This is a genomic window from Protaetiibacter sp. SSC-01 (assembly GCF_014483895.1).
Classification (GTDB): Bacteria; Actinomycetota; Actinomycetes; order Actinomycetales; family Microbacteriaceae; genus Homoserinibacter.
The window spans coordinates 2307256-2323799 of sequence record NZ_CP059987.1 but is presented as its reverse complement, the minus strand read 5'-3'; the positions used below and the strand labels follow the sequence as shown (position 1 = coordinate 2323799).

The window sequence follows — 16544 nt, the reverse complement described above, 5'->3', positions numbered from 1 at the left end:
AACATGCCCGCCGCATCCGCCTCCGCCCCCGCATCCGCGGTCACCCCGGATGCCGTCGTCACGCCCGTGCCCCACCGCCACACGCCCCTCGAAGACGTCGTCGGCCTCATCACGGGCAGCGTGCTCGTGTCGCTCGGGCTCTACATGCTGCACGCGGCGGGTGTCGTCACGGGCGGCACGGCGGGGCTCGCGCTGCTCGTCGGCTACCTCACAGGGCTGCCGTACCCGGTGATCTTCGTGCTCGTGAACCTGCCGTTCTTCGTGGTCGCTGTGCGCCGCAAGGGCTGGAGCTTCACGCTGCGCACGGCCGGCACGATCGTGCTCGTCGCGGTGCTGAGCGCCGTGTACGGGCTGCCGGGGGTGCTCGGCGGTCTCGAGCTGCATCCGCTCTTCGCGTCGCTCGTCGGCAACCTCGTCGTCGGCGTGGGCGTCGTCGTCATCTTCCGGCACCGCTCGAGCCTCGGCGGCTTCAACATCGCGGCGCTCGTGCTGCAGGAGCGCACGGGCTTCCGCGCCGGCTACACGCTCATGGTGCTCGACGGGCTCGTCGTGCTCGGCTCGCTCTTCGCGGTCGAGCCGCTGCTCGTGCTCGTGTCGGCGCTCGGCGTCGTCGTGCTCAACGTGAGTCTCGTGCTCAACCACCGGCCCGAGCGGTACCTGGGGTACTGAGCGCTGACGTCGGCGCCGCTGCCTGCGACGATGGGCGCATGACGACGTCCGCCGAGTCTGCGCTCGACCTCGATCCGATGCTCGATCCGGTGCTCGGCGTCGTGCACAAGTCGGTGCCGCCCGCCCTGTGGGGGAGGCGAGCCTCGGAGGTCGCCGCCGAACGCCATCCGGTGGGCGCCTTCGCGACGCCGCTGCTCGTGCTCGACCGGGCGGCATCCGATGCGAACGTCGCGGCGCTCACGGCGTGGGCGGCCGAGCGCGGGATGCTGCTCGCGCCGCACGGCAAGACGACGATGGCGCCCGCGCTGTGGCGGCGCCTGCTCGACGCCGGATGCTGGGGCCTCACCCTCGCGACGCCGTGGCAGGCGCAGGTGGCGCGTGCGGCGGGGGTCGACCGCATCCTCATCGCGAACGAGATCGTCGACCCCGTCGGGGCGGCGTGGATCGCGGCGGAGCTCGACGCGCATCCGGAGCTCGAGCTCGCGTGCTGGGTCGATTCGATCGAGGGCGTCGCGCGGCTCGCGGCGACGCCGGGCCAGCGGCCCATCGACGTGCTCGTGGAGCTCGGCGACGCGGGCGGTCGTGCGGGCGCGCGGGGCGCCGAGGCGGCGCTCGCGGTCGCGGATGCCGTGGCCGCCACCCCGCGGCTGCGGCTGCGCGGCGTCGCGGGCTACGAGGGCAGCTACGGATCGGATCGCGAGCCGTCGACGGTCGCTCGGGTGAGGGGGTATCTGGGCTCGCTCGCGGCCCTCGCGGATGCCGTGCTCACCGCGCACGACCTCGACGACCCCATCGTGTCGGCGGGCGGTTCGACATGGTTCGACGTCGTCGCCGAGGAGTTCGCGCCGCTTGCGGGGCGTGCCCGCATCGTGCTGCGGTCGGGCGCGTTCCAGGCGCACGACGACGTCTTCTACGCGCAGACCGCGGGGCTGCCGCTCGCTCCCGCGCTCACCGTCTTCGCGCGCGTCATCTCGCGGCCGGAGCCCGGGCTCGCGGTGCTCGACGCCGGCAAGCGCGATGTGCCCTACGACTACGATCTCCCCGTCGTGCTCGGCGCCGCCGACGGACGCGCGCTCCCGGGCGCGCGCGTCACGGCGCTCAACGACCAGCACGCGATCGTCGCGGTGCCGACGGATGCCGGGCCCGCTGTGGGCGACGTCGTGCTGCTCGGCATCTCGCATCCCTGCGGTGCCTTCGATCGCTGGCGCCTCGTGCCCGAGGTCGACGACGCGCGCGGCCCCGACCCGCGGGTCGTCGGGTTCGCGGCGACCGTGTTCTGAAACGACCGCGCGAACACCGCTGGTTGAGCAGCGAGCGCGGCGAGCGTGTCGAAACCCTGTTGCGCTGTCGCCCCCCGCGAGTAGCGTGGCCCCCCGTCACGAGAGGAACCACCACATGACCGACCTGACCGCCCTCCGCGACGCCACGGATGCGCAGATCCTGCTCCCGGGCGACGCGGCCTACGAAGACGTCCGCCCCGTGTACTTCGGCGCGGGCGACCCCGCCGCGATCGTGCGGCCCACCACCCCCGAGCAGGTGGCGGATGCGCTGCGTCTCGCCCGCGAGCACGGCCTGCCCGTCTCGGTGCGCTCCGGCGGCCACGGCGCGAAGGCGTTCCCCAACCCCGACGGTCTCGTCATCGACATGAGGGCGTTCGACTCGATCGAGGTGCACGACGACGGCACCGTCCGCGTCGGCACGGGCGCGACGTGGGGCGAGGTCGCCACGGCGCTCGCCCCGCACGGCCTCGTCATCACCTCGGGCGACACCCGCGACGTGGGCGTCGGCGGCCTCGCCCTCGGCGGCGGCATGGGCTGGCTCGTGCGCGCCGTCGGCCTCACGATCGACATCCTCGAGGCCGCCGACATCGTGCTGCCCGACGGGCGCTACGTCACGGCATCCGCCGACTCGGAGCCCGAGCTGTTCTGGGCGCTTCGCGGCGGAGGAGGCAACTTCGGCGTCGCCACACACTTCACGTTCCGCGCGACGCGCCTGCCCGCGGTCGTCGGCGGCCACATCAGCCTCGCCCTCGACGACCTCGCGGGTGCCCTGCGCGCGTGGCGCGACGCCATGCGCGAGGCGCCCGACGAGCTCTCGGCCACCTTCCTCGCACTGCCCGCGATGGGCCCCGACGTGCCCCCCAGCGCGCAGCTCATCGTCTGCTACGCGGGCGACGACGAGGCAGCCGCGCTCGCTGCCATCGCACCGCTCCTCGCACTGCCGGGCGTCACGGGCTCCGACATCTCCCGGCGCCCGTACAGCGACCTCGTCGAGGAGGCCATGTCGCCGCCGCCCGTCACGATGGTCGGCGGTCACGGCCTCGCCGACTTCGACGACGACGTCATCGCCGACTACACGGCGGCCGTGCGGAGCTTCGAGGCGCCGACCGTGGCATCCGTCCGGTACCTCGGCGGCGCATTCGCGCGCGTCGATCCGGATGCCACGGCCTTCGCCGTGCGCGACCGCGAGGTCATGCTGTTCCGCGTCGTGATGCTGCCCCCGGATGCCGCCCCCGAGCTCGTCGAGGCAGCTGCGGCCCCGTGGGAGCCCATGCGCGCCCGCATCACGAGCACCTACGGCAACTTCGTGGAGAAGGGCGACCCGAGCGTGCTGCCGCTCATCTACCCGCCGGCGACCCTCGAGCGCCTGCGTGCTGTCAAGCGGCGGTACGACCCGGAGAACCTGCTCGCGCGGAACCACAACATCGTGTAGCGCCTCCCACTACGCGCGCGGCTCGCCCTCGAAGACCTCGCCCTCCATGGCGTCGTAGCCCTCCTTCTGCGGGTCGCCGTGCAGCCCGCCCGAGAGGGCGTACTCCTCCTCGGGCGAGAGCACGAGGCGGTTGCGGCCCCACACCGCGAAGCCGATGAGGATGAGCACGTAGACGATCGCGATCGCCACGATCGCGGGCTGGAACGTCTCATTGAGCAGGAAGCCGACGAAGATGAGCGCCGCGATGACGGCCGCGATGACCGCGCCGGGCACCCCCCACGGGCTCACGTACGGACGCTTCGCGTTCGGGTACCGGCGGCGCAGGATGATGAAGGAGATCATCTGCAGCAGGTAGGCGAGCACGGCGCCCCACACGGCGATGTTGAGCACGATCGCCCCCGCGACGGCCCCCGCATCCGTGTTGACGCGCGAGAGCACGTCGAGCACGACGAGCGCGACGAAGCCGATGACGGCGCCGATCACGAGCGCGACCCATGGCGTGCTGCGCTTGCCCGTGAGCGAGAAGAACTTCGGGTAGTAGCCGGCTCGCGACAGCGAGTACATGTTGCGGCCGTAGGCGAACATGATTCCCTGCAGGGATGCGAGCAGGCCGATGAGGGCGAAGAGGCCCAGCACCGCGGCCCACGTGTCGCCGACGATCGCGCGGAACCCGTCGAGCAGCGGCTCGGCCGACACGCCCGTGTCCTCCGCCCCGAGCACGCCCGTGTTGAGGAACAGCACGAGCAGGCCGGTGACGATGAGGGTGCCGCGCGCCCAGAGGCCCGCGCGCGGGATGTCCTTGACGGGGTTGTGCGACTCCTCCGCCGCGAGCGGCAGCTCCTCGATGCCGAGGAAGAACCACATCGCGAACGGCAGCGCGAAGAGGATCGGCAGCGGCCCGTTGGGCAGGAACGTCGACGAGCCCGCGACGTCGGGGTCGGCCTCGATGTTCCACAGCGAGTCCCAGCTGAAGGCGCCCGAGAACGCCGCCATCACCGAGAACACGAGGATGATGCCGATCGAGATGATCGACACGACGATCGCGAACTTGAACGAGATGTTGGCGCCGGATGCGTTGAGGGCGATGAAGGCGAGGTAGAGGATGATCCACCAGATCCACATGCTCTCCGACAGGTCGAAGCTGAACAGGATCGTCGTCACCCCGTTGAGGTACTGCGCGGAGAAGAACACGATCACGGCGGTCGTCGCGACGTACTCGATCGTCTCGGCGAGACCCGTGATGAGGCCTCCCCACGGACCCATGGCACTTCGCGCGAACGAGTAGGCGCCGCCCGTGTGCGGCATCGCCGACGACATCTCGCCGATCGAGAAGATGAGCCCGTAGTACATCGCCACGAGGATCACGAAGGCGATGAGCATGCCGCCGAAGCCTGCGAAGTCGATGCCGAAGTTCCAGCCCGAGAAGTCGCCCGAGATGACGGCCGCGACCGCGAGGCCCCACAGGCCCCACACCCCGGCCGCTCGCTTGAGCTTGCGCTTCTCGAAGTACTCGGATCCGGCGCTCGTGTAGGTGACGCCGCCCACCTTCTTCTGCTCTGCCATGGGGGTCCTTCCGCAGTGGGGGTATGGACGCGTCGGGACTCCGGCGTCCACGCTTGGGGAAGAGGATGGCGCTGTTTGGTACCTGATGTCTACCTTTGGGCGTAAACATCTCGTGACGCCTCGCTGGAAACGGGCGGCGACACCTAGGGTGTAATGGTCGGGTCGAGGGCCGATCCGACGAGGGGAGAGTCATGGCGGTTCGCTCCGGAAACCTCGAGCTCGGCGAGCTGGAGGCCCTCATCGCGGCGGGCGAGGTCGACACCGTCATCGTCGCCTTCCCCGACATGCAGGGCCGTCTCGTCGGCAAGCGCGTGGGCAGCCGCCTCTTCCTCGAGGAGATCGCGGAGCACGGCGCGGAGGCGTGCAACTACCTCCTCGCCGTCGACGTCGAGATGAACACGGTCGACGGCTACCGCCTCTCGAGCTGGCAGACGGGCTACGGCGACATGGTGCTGAAGCCCGACTTCGACACGCTGCGCCGCATCCCGTGGCTTCCCGGCACGGCACTCGTCATGGCGTCGCTCGAGAACCTCGACGGCACGCCCATCGTGCAGAGCCCCCGCGCCGTGCTGCAGGCGCAGCTCGAGCGCCTCGCCGAGCGCGGGCTCACGGCGCTCGTCGGCACCGAGCTCGAGTTCATCGTGTTCGACGACTCCTACCGCGAGGCCTGGGCGAAGGGCTATCGCGACCTGACCCCCGCATCCGACTACAACATCGACTACGCGCTGCTCGCGTCCACACGGATGGAGCCCCTGCTGCGCGACATCCGCCTCGGCATGGAGGGCGCGGGACTCTACTGCGAGGGCGTCAAGGGCGAGTGCAACCTCGGGCAGCAGGAGATCGCCTTCCGCTACACCGAGGCCCTCGCGACGTGCGACAACCACACGATCTACAAGAACGGCGCGAAGGAGATCGCCGACGCCCACGGCAAGTCGCTCACGTTCATGGCGAAGTTCAACGAGCGCGAGGGCAACTCGTGCCATATCCACCTCTCGGTGGTCGACGCCGCCGACGGCACGCCCGTCATGGCGGGCGACGGCGAGCACGGCTTCTCGCCCCTCATGGAGCACTGGATCGCGGGCATCCTCGCGACGATGCGCGAGCTCACGCTCTTCTCGGCGCCGACGATCAACTCGTACAAGCGCTACGCCGAGGGCAGCTTCGCGCCGACCGCCGTCGCGTGGGGTCTCGACAACCGCACGTGCGCCCTGCGCGTCGTCGGGCACGGTCGCTCGCTGCGCGTCGAGAACCGCGTGCCGGGCGGCGACGTGAACCCCTACCTCGCGGTCGCCGCGATCATCGCGGGCGGCCTGCACGGCATCGAGAACGAGCTCGAGCTCGAACCGCTCCTCGCGGGGAACGCCTACACCTCGGGGGCGCCGCGCGTGCCCTCGACGCTGCGCGAGGCCGCCGAGCTGTTCTCGGCATCCGCCGTGGCGCGCGAGGCCTTCGGCGACGACGTCGTCGACCACTACCTCAACAACGCGCGCGTCGAGCTCGCCGCGTTCGAATCGGCCGTCACCGACTGGGAGAGGGTGCGCAACTTTGAGCGGTTCTGAGCGACCCGTCGTCGGCCTCACGACCTACCTCGAGCGGGCCCAGCAGGGCGTGTGGGACGTGCAGGCCGCGTTCCTGCCCAAGGTCTACTTCGAGGCCGTGTACCGCGCGGGCGGCATCCCCGTGCTGCTGCCACCGCAGCCGGTCGACCCGCAGATCGCGCTCACCGTGCTCGGCACGCTCGACGGCCTCATCATCACGGGCGGCAAGGATGTGGACCCCGCGCGCTACGGCCAGGAGCCGCATCCGACGACCGACGAGCCGCGGCGCGACCGCGACGCGTGGGAGGACGCGCTGCTGTCGGGCGCGATCGCGCAGGGCGTGCCGTTCCTCGGCATCTGCCGAGGGCTCCAGGTGCTCAACGTGACGCGCGGCGGCAGCCTCATCCAGCACCTGCCGGATGTCGTGGGCTCGAACCGCTACAACGCGGGCGGGGGCGTGTTCACGGTCAACGAGGTCGGCATCGATGCGGGCTCGAGGCTCGCCGAGCTCGTGCGCGAGGAGACGATCGGCGTCAAGAGCTACCACCACCAGGCGGTCGACGAGCTCGGCGATGGCCTCGTCGTCACGGCGCGCAGCGACGACGGCGTGGTTCAGGCCGTCGAGCTGCCCGACCACCCGTTCGGCGTCGCCGTGCAGTGGCACCCGGAGGAGGACGCCGTCGAGGACGCGCGCCTGTTCGCCGGACTCGTCGAGGCGGCCCGCCAGTATCGAGCGACGAGAGGAGCGGCATGAGCAGCACGACGCTCATCGACCCGGCGACCGAGCAGGTCATCGGCGAGGTGCGGCACACGAGCCTCGAGGAGGTCGAGGAGGCCGTCGAGCGCGCCCGGGCGGCCCAGCGGGGATGGGCGGCGCTCGCCCCCGCCGACCGGGCGGCGGCCCTGCGGCGCTTCGCCGCGGTCGTCGACGACCACGTCGAGGAGCTCGCCCTGCTCGAGGTGCGCAACTCGGGGCATCCGATCTCCTCGGCCCGCTGGGAGGCGGGCCACGTGCGCGACGTCCTGAACTACTACGCGGGGGCGCCCGAGCGCCTCATCGGGCAGCAGATCCCCGTCGCGGGCGGGCTCGATGTGACCTTCCACGAGCCCATCGGCGTCATCGGGGTCATCGTGCCGTGGAACTTCCCCATGACGATCGCATCGTGGGGCTTCGCGCCCGCGCTCGCGGCGGGCAACGCCGTGCTGCTCAAGCCCGCCGACTGGACGCCGCTCACCGCCATCCGCCTCGGCGAGCTCGCGCTCGAGTCGGGGCTGCCGGAGGGGCTGTTCCAGGTGCTGCCGGGCCGCGGCTCGGTCGTGGGAGAGCGGTTCGTGACGCACCCGCACGTCGGCAAGGTCGTCTTCACGGGCTCGACCGAGGTGGGCGCGCGCGTCGCCGCGGGCTGCGCCGAGCGCCTCAAGCCCTCGACGCTCGAGCTCGGCGGCAAGAGCGCCAACATCGTGTTCGCGGATGCCGATCTCGAGCGCGCCGCGGCCACCGCGCCGGGCTCCGTCTTCGACAACGCCGGCCAGGACTGCTGCGCCCGCAGCCGCCTGCTCGTCGAGCGCAGCGTGCTCGACCGCTTCCTCGAGCTGCTCGAGCCCGCTGTGAAGGCGTTCCGGGTGGGGGCGCCGGGTGACGAGGCGACGGAGATGGGGCCCCTCGTGTCGGCCGCCCACCGCGACCACGTCGCATCCTTCCTCGACGACTCCGTCGACGTCGCGTTCCGCGGCAGCGCGCCCGAGGGGCCCGGCTGGTGGTTCGCGCCGACCGTCGTGCTCGCCGACCGCGCGGCGCGCATCGCGAGCGACGAGGTGTTCGGGCCCGTCGTCACGGTGCTGCCGTTCGACGACGAGGCCGACGCGATCGCCCTCGCGAACGACTCGATCTACGGCCTCTCCGGCTCGATCTGGACGAACGACCTCGCCCGCGGCATCCGCGTGGCCCGGGGCGTCGAGTCGGGCACCATCAGCGTGAACTCGCACTCCTCGGTGCGCTACACGACGCCCTTCGGCGGCTTCAAGGCATCCGGGCTCGGCCGCGAGCTCGGTCCGGATGCTCCGCTCGCCTTCACCGAGACCAAGAACGTCTTCTTCTACACAGGGAGCACCGCATGATCGACCTCACCCAACGCCTCGCCGGCCGCGTCGCCGTCATCACGGGCGGCGCGAGCGGCATCGGCCTCGCCACGGCGAAGCGCTTCGCCGCCGAGGGCGCGAAGGTCGTCATCGGCGACCTCGACCCCACCACGGGCCAGGCGGCCGCGGATGCCGTGGGCGGCCTCTTCGTGCCGGTCGACGTCGCCGAGAGGGCGCAGGTCGACGCGCTCTTCGACACCGCGGCATCCGAGCTCGGCTCCGTCGACATCGCCTTCAACAACGCGGGCATCTCGCCCGCCGACGACGACTCGATCGAGACGACCGACCTCGACGCGTGGGACCGCGTGCAGCGCGTCAACCTCACGAGCGTCTACCTGTGCTCGCGCGCGGCCCTCCGCCACATGGTGCCCGCGGGCAAGGGGTCCATCATCAACACGGCGTCGTTCGTCGCCGTCATGGGGTCGGCCACGTCGCAGATCTCCTACACGGCGTCGAAGGGCGGCGTGCTCGCCATGACGCGCGAGCTCGGCGTGCAGTTCGCGCGCCAGGGCATCCGCGTCAACGCCCTGTGCCCGGGGCCCGTCAACACGCCCCTGCTCAAGGAGCTCTTCGCGAAGGACCCGGAGCGCGCCGCGCGCCGCCTCGTGCATGTGCCGATCGGCCGCTTCGCCGAGCCGGAGGAGCTCGCCGCCGCCGTCGCGTTCCTCGCGAGCGACGACGCGAGCTTCATCACGGCGTCCACCTTCCTCGTCGACGGCGGCATCTCGTCGGCGTATGTGACCCCGCTGTGATTATTGGCGCCGCGATGATCCGCGGCGCGGCCGCTCCGCGGCACGAGCGTGGTCGCGCCGCGGAGCGGAGCAGGCAGAATCGCGACGGAAGGGAGGTGGCTGCTGATGGATGAGAACTCGCTCGTGCACGACCTCGTCTTCCGCCCCGTGCGGGCGGGGAACTCGCTCGAGGAGACCGTCTCGCGCCTCATGCAGACGATCCGGCTGGGCGTCGTCGCGCCGGGCGCGGCGCTGCCCTCCGAGCGCGAGCTCGCACTGCGCTTCTCGGTGAGCCGCGACACCGTGCGCGAGGCCATCAAGGAGCTCGCGGATGCCGGCTACCTCACCTCGAAGCGCGGTCGCTACGGCGGCACCTTCGTCGCGAACCCGCTCCCCACCTCGACCGATGCGACCCCGCCCGGACCGGGCGAGCTCGACGATCTCGTCGGCATCCGCGCGGTGCTCGAGCGCGGTGCCGCGCGGCTCGCGGCCGGACGGGAGCTCGGTGCGGCGGAGCGCGCCTCGCTGTGGACGCGCCTCGCCGAGGTGCAGGCATCCGCGCCCGAGGACTACCGCCGCCTCGACTCGCGGCTGCACCTCGGCATCGCGGAGATCGCGGGCGTGCCGTCGCTCGTGGGCCTCATCGCCGACAACCGCACGCGCGTCAACGAGCTGCTCGACAGCTTCCCGTTGCTCGCGCGCAACATCGAGCACTCCAACCGTCAGCACGAGGCGATCGTGCTCGCGATCCTCGCGGGTGACGCGGCGGGCGCCGAGGAGGCCATGCGCGAGCATCTCGAGGGCTCCGCGGCGCTCCTGCGCGGCTTCCTCGCCTGAGCGCGGCACCCCCCGCCACGTCGTCCTCCGAACGAACGAGGCAGGTCAGACCGCGGGCGGCGTCTTGGGGGTGCGCTTCGTGGCGGGCTTGGGCGCGGCGGCGGGCTTCGGCTCGGCGGCGGGCTTGGGCGCGGGCACGCGCTTCGCGGCCGAGACGCGCGAGACCGGCGGCTTCGCGTCCGGCACGAGGGTCGTCGCGGATGCCGAGGCGTGCGAGGCGGCCGACTTGGGCGCCGGCGTCGCGATCGCGTCGGGGTCGGCCTTCGCCCCGGCGTCCTCGGGGTCGGCGCCCTCGTCGTTCGCCGGCGCAGCAGGCACAGCGGTCGCGGTCGGCGGGGTCTGAGCGGATGCGGGCGAGCTCGAGGCGGGGGAGGCGCCGGCTGCCGGGGCCGCGGGCGCGGACGGGCTCGCGGGAGTCGCATCCGGGCTCGCGGCGGCGCTGGCGGGCGCCGGCTTCGGCGGCTCGGGGCGGTAGTCGCCGGGACCGGCCCCGGGCTCGGGCTTCTTGGGCCCGTGGCGGTCGACGTAGAGCTGCGCGGCGCGCGTGCCGACGATGAGGAAGCGCACGAGCAGCACGGTCACGCCGATGAAGACGGCGGCGATGAGGAGCGCGCCGAGCACCTGGGCGACCGAGCTGATGAAGTGCAGAAACCCGTTGAATCCACCGAATCCGTACATCACCACTCCAGTTCCTTGCTCTTCGACTCCTCGACGACGGTGCCGACGGCGATCGCGACCGAGCAGGCCCAGCTGACCCACATGAGGATGAGGCGCCAGTCGCGCGGCCCCTTGCGGGTGGCCTGCACGACTCCGACGGCCCCGAAGAGGGAGCTGAGAACGCTCGTGTTGAAGATGAACTTGCGCACGGTGTGACCCTCCTTCGGCCTCCGCCCACGCTACCCCGCCCGCACACGGGCCCGCGCGGGGGTTGCGCCGAGCGCGCGAGGTGCGTATTGGCTGAATGTCACCCCAGAGTTTGACCGATCGGTCAGCTCTTGACCGATCGGTCAGTTAGCGTCGATCAGGTGACGACAGCATCCGAGCTCCGCGACGTGGCCCTGAAGGAGTTCGCCGCGGCGGGCTACCTCGGCACCTCGATCCAGGCGATCGCCGACCGCGCCGGCGTCTCCAAGGCGAGCGTGCTCTACCACTTCGCCTCCAAGGAGGCCCTGCTCGACGCCGCCCTGAGCCCCGCGATGGAGCAGCTCGGCGCGATCCTGCCGCGCACCGCCCAGCTCGCCGGAACCGACGAGGAGCGCCAGGCCTTCCTCGTCGAGTTCGTCGATCTGCTGCTCGAGCACCGCCTCGCGGCGCAGATCTTCATCACCCAGTCGGGCGCCCTCGTCGACGTGCCCGTCGTCGCACGCGCCCAGGAGCTCATCCGCCAGATCGCGGATGCACGCCCGCAACAGTCCGTCGACGACCAGGTGCGCTTCGCCGTCGCGCTCGGCGGCGCCGCCTACCTGCTCGCGCAGAGCGGCGCCTACCTGCCCGACGGCTCGCCCGACGACGCGCAGCTGCGCGAGTCCCTCATCCGCATCCTCGGCGAGCTGCTCGCCCCCGTGACCGCCGCCTAAGGAGACCGCGCCATGGCCATCCTGCTCTCCCGCATCGGACGCTTCGCCTACCGGCGCGCCGTCCCCGTGCTCATCGCGTGGGTGCTGCTCGCCGCGGGCACGGTCGTCGGCGGCCTCGCGCTCGGCGGCACGATGCAGGACTCGTTCAAGATCCCCGGCACCGAGTCGCAGCAGGCGATCGACCGCCTCGCCGCCGTTTTCCCGCAGACCTCGGGCGCGAGCGGCCAGATCGTCGTGCACTCGACGGATGCGCCCATCGCCGAGCTGGAGGACGAGATCGAGCGCGTCGCGACCGAGCTCGGCGACGTCGAGGGCGTCGAGAACGCGATCTCGCCGTTCAGCGAGTACGCGACCGACGCGGTGAGCGACGACGGCATGACGGCCGTCATCCAGGTGCAGTTCTCGGGCGCGAGCGAGGAGGTCTCCGATGAGGCCCTCGCCGACGTTCAGGCGGTGGGCGACGAGCTCGCCTCGAGCACCGTGCAGGTCGAGTACGGCGGCCAGGTCTTCCAGGCCTTCCACTTCGGGCTCTCGATCATCGAGGTCGTCGGCGTCGTGTTCGCGGCGCTCGTGCTCATCGTGACGTTCGGCTCCCTCCTCGCCGCGGGCCTGCCGCTGCTCACAGCGCTCGTCGCGCTCGGCGTCTCGATGGGCGGCATCCTCGGGCTCGCGGCCTTCACAACCCTCTCGACGACGACCCCCATGCTCGCGCTCATGATCGGCCTCGCGGTGGGCATCGACTACGCGCTCTTCATCCTGTCGCGGCACCGCAACCAGCTCGCCCACGGCACGGACCCCGAGGAATCGGCCGCCACATCCGTCGCCACCGCGGGCGGCTCGGTCGTGTTCGCGGGCGTCACGGTCATGATCGCGCTCGTCGGCCTGCTCATCGTCGGCATCCCGTTCCTCGGGCTCATGGGCGTCACGGCCGCGTTCGCGGTCTTCATGGCGATGGCCGCCGCGGTCACGCTGCTGCCCGCGATCATGGGCCTGCTCGGCGACCGCCTCGCCCCGAAGCCCGGCTCCCGCTCGGCCCTCCGCGCGCTCGCCCAGGACGCGCACGCACAGGACGCGCACGAGGATGCCCGCGACACGGCGGATGCGGATGCCAGCCCCGCCCACACGCGCCGCCGCACGCTCGGCGAGCGCTGGGTCGCGCTCGTGCTCAAGGCGCCCGTCGTCTTCATCCTCGCCGTCGTCGCCCTCCTGGGCGTCGCCGCGATCCCCGCGACGCAGCTCGCGCTCGCGCTGCCCGACGGCGGCAGCTACTCCGAGGAGGAGACCTCCCGCCGGGCGTACGACCTGCTCGCCGAGGCGTTCGGGCCGGGCCGCAACGGCCCGCTCGTCGTGACGGTCGACATCACGCAGACGACCGACGTGCTCGACGACCTCGATGCGATCGCCGACGAGCTCGCCGACGTGCCGGGCGTCGCATCCGTCGGCACGCCCATCCCGAACGAGACCGTCGATACCGCGATCATCCAGGTGATCCCCGAGACGGGCCCCTCCGACCCCGAGACGACGGCGCTCGTCGAGCACATCCGCGACCTCGCGCCCGCGATCGAGCGCGAGTTCGACACCCCGATCGCCGTGACGGGGGCGACGGCCGTCGCGATCGACGTGTCGGAGCGCCTGAACGAGGCCCTGCTGCCGTTCGGCCTCGTCGTCGTGGGGCTCTCGATCCTGCTGCTCATGATGGTCTTCCGCTCGGTGGTCGTGCCCCTCAAGGCGGCGCTCGGCTACCTGCTGTCGGTGTTCGCGTCGTTCGGCGTGGTCGTCGCGGTGTTCCAGTGGGGCTGGGGCGCGGAGGCGCTCGACGTCGTGCCGGGCCCGATCCTGAGCTTCATGCCGATCCTGCTCATGGCGATCCTCTTCGGGCTCGCGATGGACTACGAGGTGTTCCTCGTCTCGGGCATGCGCGAGGCGTACGTGCACGGAGCGACGCCGCGGCAGGCCATCTCGCTCGGCTTCGCGGGCGCCGCCCGGGTCGTCACGGCGGCGGCGCTCATCATGTTCTTCGTCTTCGCGGCGTTCGTGCCCGAGGGCATGTCGATGATCAAGGTCATCGCCCTCGGCCTCGCGGTCGGTGTCGCGGTCGACGCGTTCCTCATCCGCATGACGCTCGTGCCCGCCGTCATGGCGCTCTTCGGGCGCCACGCCTGGTACCTGCCGCGCTGGCTCGACCGCCTGCTGCCCGACGTCGACGTCGAGGGCGAGGGCCTGCGCGCCCACCTCGACGACCTCGCGTGGGCCGAGGCGCGCGTCGCCGAGGGCGACGCCGTGACCCTCGAGGCGCTCGTCGGCGGCGTCGGCGACACCCGCATCGGTCCCTACGACGGGCGCGTGCCCGCGGGTTCGATCGCGCTCGTGGGCGGCGAGGCGGCCCGTCGCCGGATGCTCGCCGCGACCGTCGCGGGACGCCTCCCGGCCGTCGAGGGCCGCGCCCAGGTCGCCGGCCGCCCGCTCCCGAGCGAGGCCTCGCACGTCGCGCGCCGCGTGTCGTTCGCCGAGTTCGGCGGTGCCGCGCGCGAGGGCGAGCTGCCGCTCGGCGAGCTGCTCGCCGAGCGCCTGCGGCTCACCGGCCCCTGGCACGGCGCCTTCACTGCCCGCCGCCGCGCCCGCGCGTGGGTGGCCCGCATCCGCGACGTCATCGCCGCATCCGGCTCGGATGCCGTGGTCGGCTGGTCGACGACGCTCGCCTCCCTGCCGCCCGTCGAGCGCGGCGTCGCGACCCTCGGCATCGCCCTCGCCGAGCGCACGCCCGTCGTCGTGCTCGACTCCGTCGACCCGCTGCCGGGCGACGACGGGGGCGCCGCGTTCCTCACGGCCGCCGACCGCCTCGCGCCCGCGTCGACGACCGTCGTCATCGGCGCCGCCGACGCGCACCGCGTCGCACCGCCTGTCCTCTCCCGCCCGGTCGGCCACTACCGACCCGCCGCCCTCACCGAAGGAGCCGTCCGATGAGCGCCCTCGACATCCCCGCCCCGCGCCGCCGCCGGCGCTGGACGCGCGTGCTCGCGATCGTGGGAGCGGCCGTCGTCCCGCTCTCCTTCGCGGGCCTCACGATGGCCGCGCTGAGCGACACCGGTACGGGCATCGACCGCATCCCCGCCGCGATCGTGAACGCCGACGAGATGGTCACCCAGACCGCCGACGACGGCACCGAGAACGTCGTGCTCGCGGGGCGCCTGCTCGTGACCGAGCTCACGGGCTCCGACTCGCCGGGCATGGACTGGCAGCTCTCGAATGCCGAGGAGGCGGCAGACAAGCTCGCGGCGGGCGAGGTGTACGCCGTGCTCACGATCCCGTCCGACTTCTCCGAGTCGGTCGTCTCGCTGCAGAGCACCGACCCCGTGCAGGCGCAGTTGCGCCTCGAGACGGATGACGCCCACTCCTACCTCGCGGGCACGGTCGCGCAGTCGCTCGGCGACGGCATGGTGCGCGCCTTCGGCTCGGAGCTCACGAAGCAGTACATTGCGGGCATCTACACGCAGTTCGGCTCGGTCGGCGAGGCGTTCGGCCAGGCGGCCGACGGCGCGGAGCAGCTCGCCGACGGCGCGACGCAGGCGGCCTCGGGCGCCCAGCAGTTCGCCGAGGGACTCGACCAGTACACAGACGGCGTCTCGCGCCTGAGCTCGGGCCTGCAGACGATGCGCCAGCAGACCGCGGGCCTCGGCGACCTCGGCGCCGGCATCCAGGGCTACGCGGGCGGCGTCTCGCAGATCTCGGGCGGCCTCACGGCGCTCGCGCAGAACATGGCGGCCGACCCGCGCTTCGCGGCCGACCCGACCCTCGCGCCCTACCTCGAGAACCTGCAGCAGCTGAGCGGCGGCCTCGCGACGATCGCGGGCAACGGCTCCGCGCTCGCCGCGGGCGCCGGCTCGCTCGGCCAGCTGTCGTCGGGCATCTCCCAGACGGCGAACGGGGCCGCGCAGCTCGCCTCTAACGGCGCGACGCTCGACGCTGGCGCCCTGGGGCTCGCCGACGGCACGGCGCAGCTCGCGACTGGTGCGACCGAGCTCGCCTCGGGCCTCCGCGAGGGCGCCGACATGCTCGGCGGGGGCGGCGAGGCGCCGTCGACGGATGCCGCCGAGGTCGCCGCGGACCCCGTCGGCCTCGAGGTCACGACGCAGAACGCGGTCACGCAGCTCGGCCAGATCATCGGCACCTACTTCGTGCCGCTCGGACTGTGGGTGGGCGCGCTCGCGATCTTCCTCGTGCTGCCGCGCCTCAGCCGGCGCGTGCTCGCGTCGACCGCGGGCTCGGGTCGCGTCATCGGCTCGGAGAGTCTGCGCGCGGGCGCCGTCGCGGCCGTGCAGGCGCTGCTGCTCGTGCTGTTGCTGCACATCGCGGCGGAGGTGTCGTGGGCCCTGCTGCCGGCGACACTCGGTTTCGCGCTCGTCGCGGCACTCGCGTTCACGGCCTTCCACCAGCTGCTCACGGTCGGCCTCGGCCGCGCGGGTCTCGTGATCTCGCTCCTGCTGCTCGCGGTGCAGCTCGCGTCCGTCGGCGGCGTGCTGCCGAGTCAGGCCCTCGCGGGACCGTTCGCGTGGCTCGGCCAGGTGATGCCGCTCGGCTGGGCCACGACGGGCCTGCAGCAGATCGTCGCGGGCGGCGACGCCGGCCTCGCGGTCGGCAGCGCGTTCGGCCTCGCCGCGTTCGGCCTGCTGAGCCTCCTGCTGAGCCGCGTCGTCATCCGCCGCGCGCGCCGCGCATCCGTGCTCCGCATGCTCCTCCCCGCTGCCTAGGTCCGCGAGAGTACGTACTTTTCGCCCGTT

General features: G+C 72.3%; 14 protein-coding genes. 11 read left to right on the top strand and 3 right to left on the bottom strand.

Annotation, left to right across the window (positions count from 1 at the left end):
• Positions 1 to 3: 3 nt before the first annotated feature.
• From H4J02_RS10995 to H4J02_RS10985, 3 genes are all read left to right on the top strand, one after another.
• Positions 4 to 669, top strand: coding sequence for a YitT family protein (locus tag H4J02_RS10995; protein ID WP_187674619.1), 666 nt, complete (start codon positions 4 to 6; stop codon positions 667 to 669).
• A gap of 38 nt (positions 670 to 707) precedes the next feature.
• Entirely contained in the window at positions 708 to 1949 is a 1242-nt protein-coding gene (locus H4J02_RS10990; RefSeq protein WP_187674618.1) for an alanine racemase, read from the top strand.
• A 115-nt stretch (positions 1950 to 2064) separates the two neighbouring features.
• Positions 2065 to 3381 carry an FAD-binding oxidoreductase gene (locus H4J02_RS10985; protein ID WP_187674617.1) on the top strand — a complete coding sequence of 439 codons (1317 nt, stop codon included), beginning with the start codon at positions 2065 to 2067 and terminating at the stop codon, positions 3379 to 3381.
• 9 nt (positions 3382 to 3390) lie between these two features.
• Here H4J02_RS10985 and H4J02_RS10980 read toward each other — a convergent pair whose 3' ends face one another.
• The gene (locus tag H4J02_RS10980) at positions 3391 to 4944 is read right to left on the bottom strand and encodes an amino acid permease (protein WP_187674616.1); all 1554 of its coding nucleotides are present in this window, start codon (positions 4942 to 4944) and stop codon (positions 3391 to 3393) included.
• A gap of 191 nt (positions 4945 to 5135) precedes the next feature.
• Between H4J02_RS10980 and H4J02_RS10975 the strand changes: the two genes are divergently transcribed.
• From H4J02_RS10975 to H4J02_RS10955, 5 genes are all read left to right on the top strand, one after another.
• On the top strand, positions 5136 to 6503 hold the full coding sequence (locus tag H4J02_RS10975) for a glutamine synthetase family protein (RefSeq protein WP_187674615.1): 1368 nt from the start codon (positions 5136 to 5138) through the stop codon (positions 6501 to 6503).
• Entirely contained in the window at positions 6490 to 7236 is a 747-nt protein-coding gene (locus tag H4J02_RS10970; protein ID WP_187674614.1) for a gamma-glutamyl-gamma-aminobutyrate hydrolase family protein, read from the top strand. The genes H4J02_RS10975 and H4J02_RS10970 overlap by 14 nt, the downstream gene beginning before the upstream one ends.
• A complete protein-coding gene (locus H4J02_RS10965) occupies positions 7233 to 8600 on the top strand; it encodes an aldehyde dehydrogenase (protein WP_187674613.1) in 1368 nt (455 codons plus the stop codon). The genes H4J02_RS10970 and H4J02_RS10965 overlap by 4 nt, the downstream gene beginning before the upstream one ends.
• Entirely contained in the window at positions 8597 to 9373 is a 777-nt protein-coding gene (locus H4J02_RS10960; RefSeq protein WP_222942174.1) for a 3-oxoacyl-ACP reductase, read from the top strand. The genes H4J02_RS10965 and H4J02_RS10960 overlap by 4 nt, the downstream gene beginning before the upstream one ends.
• 105 nt (positions 9374 to 9478) lie before the next feature.
• On the top strand, positions 9479 to 10189 hold the full coding sequence (locus H4J02_RS10955) for a FadR/GntR family transcriptional regulator (RefSeq protein ID WP_187674612.1): 711 nt from the start codon (positions 9479 to 9481) through the stop codon (positions 10187 to 10189).
• A 45-nt stretch (positions 10190 to 10234) separates the two neighbouring features.
• On the opposite strand, the gene H4J02_RS10950 is transcribed toward H4J02_RS10955, so the two are convergent.
• Both H4J02_RS10950 and H4J02_RS10945 read right to left on the bottom strand, forming a co-directional pair.
• The gene (locus H4J02_RS10950) at positions 10235 to 10870 is read right to left on the bottom strand and encodes a hypothetical protein (protein ID WP_187674611.1); all 636 of its coding nucleotides are present in this window, start codon (positions 10868 to 10870) and stop codon (positions 10235 to 10237) included.
• Positions 10867 to 11055 carry a hypothetical protein gene (locus tag H4J02_RS10945; protein ID WP_187674610.1) on the bottom strand — a complete coding sequence of 63 codons (189 nt, stop codon included), beginning with the start codon at positions 11053 to 11055 and terminating at the stop codon, positions 10867 to 10869. The genes H4J02_RS10950 and H4J02_RS10945 overlap by 4 nt, the downstream gene beginning before the upstream one ends.
• 159 nt (positions 11056 to 11214) lie before the next feature.
• Here H4J02_RS10945 and H4J02_RS10940 point away from each other — a divergent pair, with 159 nt between their 5' ends.
• From H4J02_RS10940 to H4J02_RS10930, 3 genes are read left to right on the top strand one after another with little or no spacing between them, the layout of a single operon-like run.
• Positions 11215 to 11766, top strand: a complete 552-nt coding sequence (locus H4J02_RS10940) for a TetR/AcrR family transcriptional regulator (protein WP_187674609.1) — start codon at positions 11215 to 11217, stop codon at positions 11764 to 11766.
• A 12-nt stretch (positions 11767 to 11778) separates the two neighbouring features.
• Positions 11779 to 14730: an MMPL family transporter gene (locus H4J02_RS10935; protein WP_187674608.1), complete on the top strand. Its 2952-nt coding sequence runs from the start codon at positions 11779 to 11781 to the stop codon at positions 14728 to 14730.
• The gene (locus H4J02_RS10930; protein ID WP_187674607.1) at positions 14727 to 16514 is read left to right on the top strand and encodes a YhgE/Pip domain-containing protein; all 1788 of its coding nucleotides are present in this window, start codon (positions 14727 to 14729) and stop codon (positions 16512 to 16514) included. The genes H4J02_RS10935 and H4J02_RS10930 overlap by 4 nt, the downstream gene beginning before the upstream one ends.
• Positions 16515 to 16544: the final 30 nt, after the last annotated feature.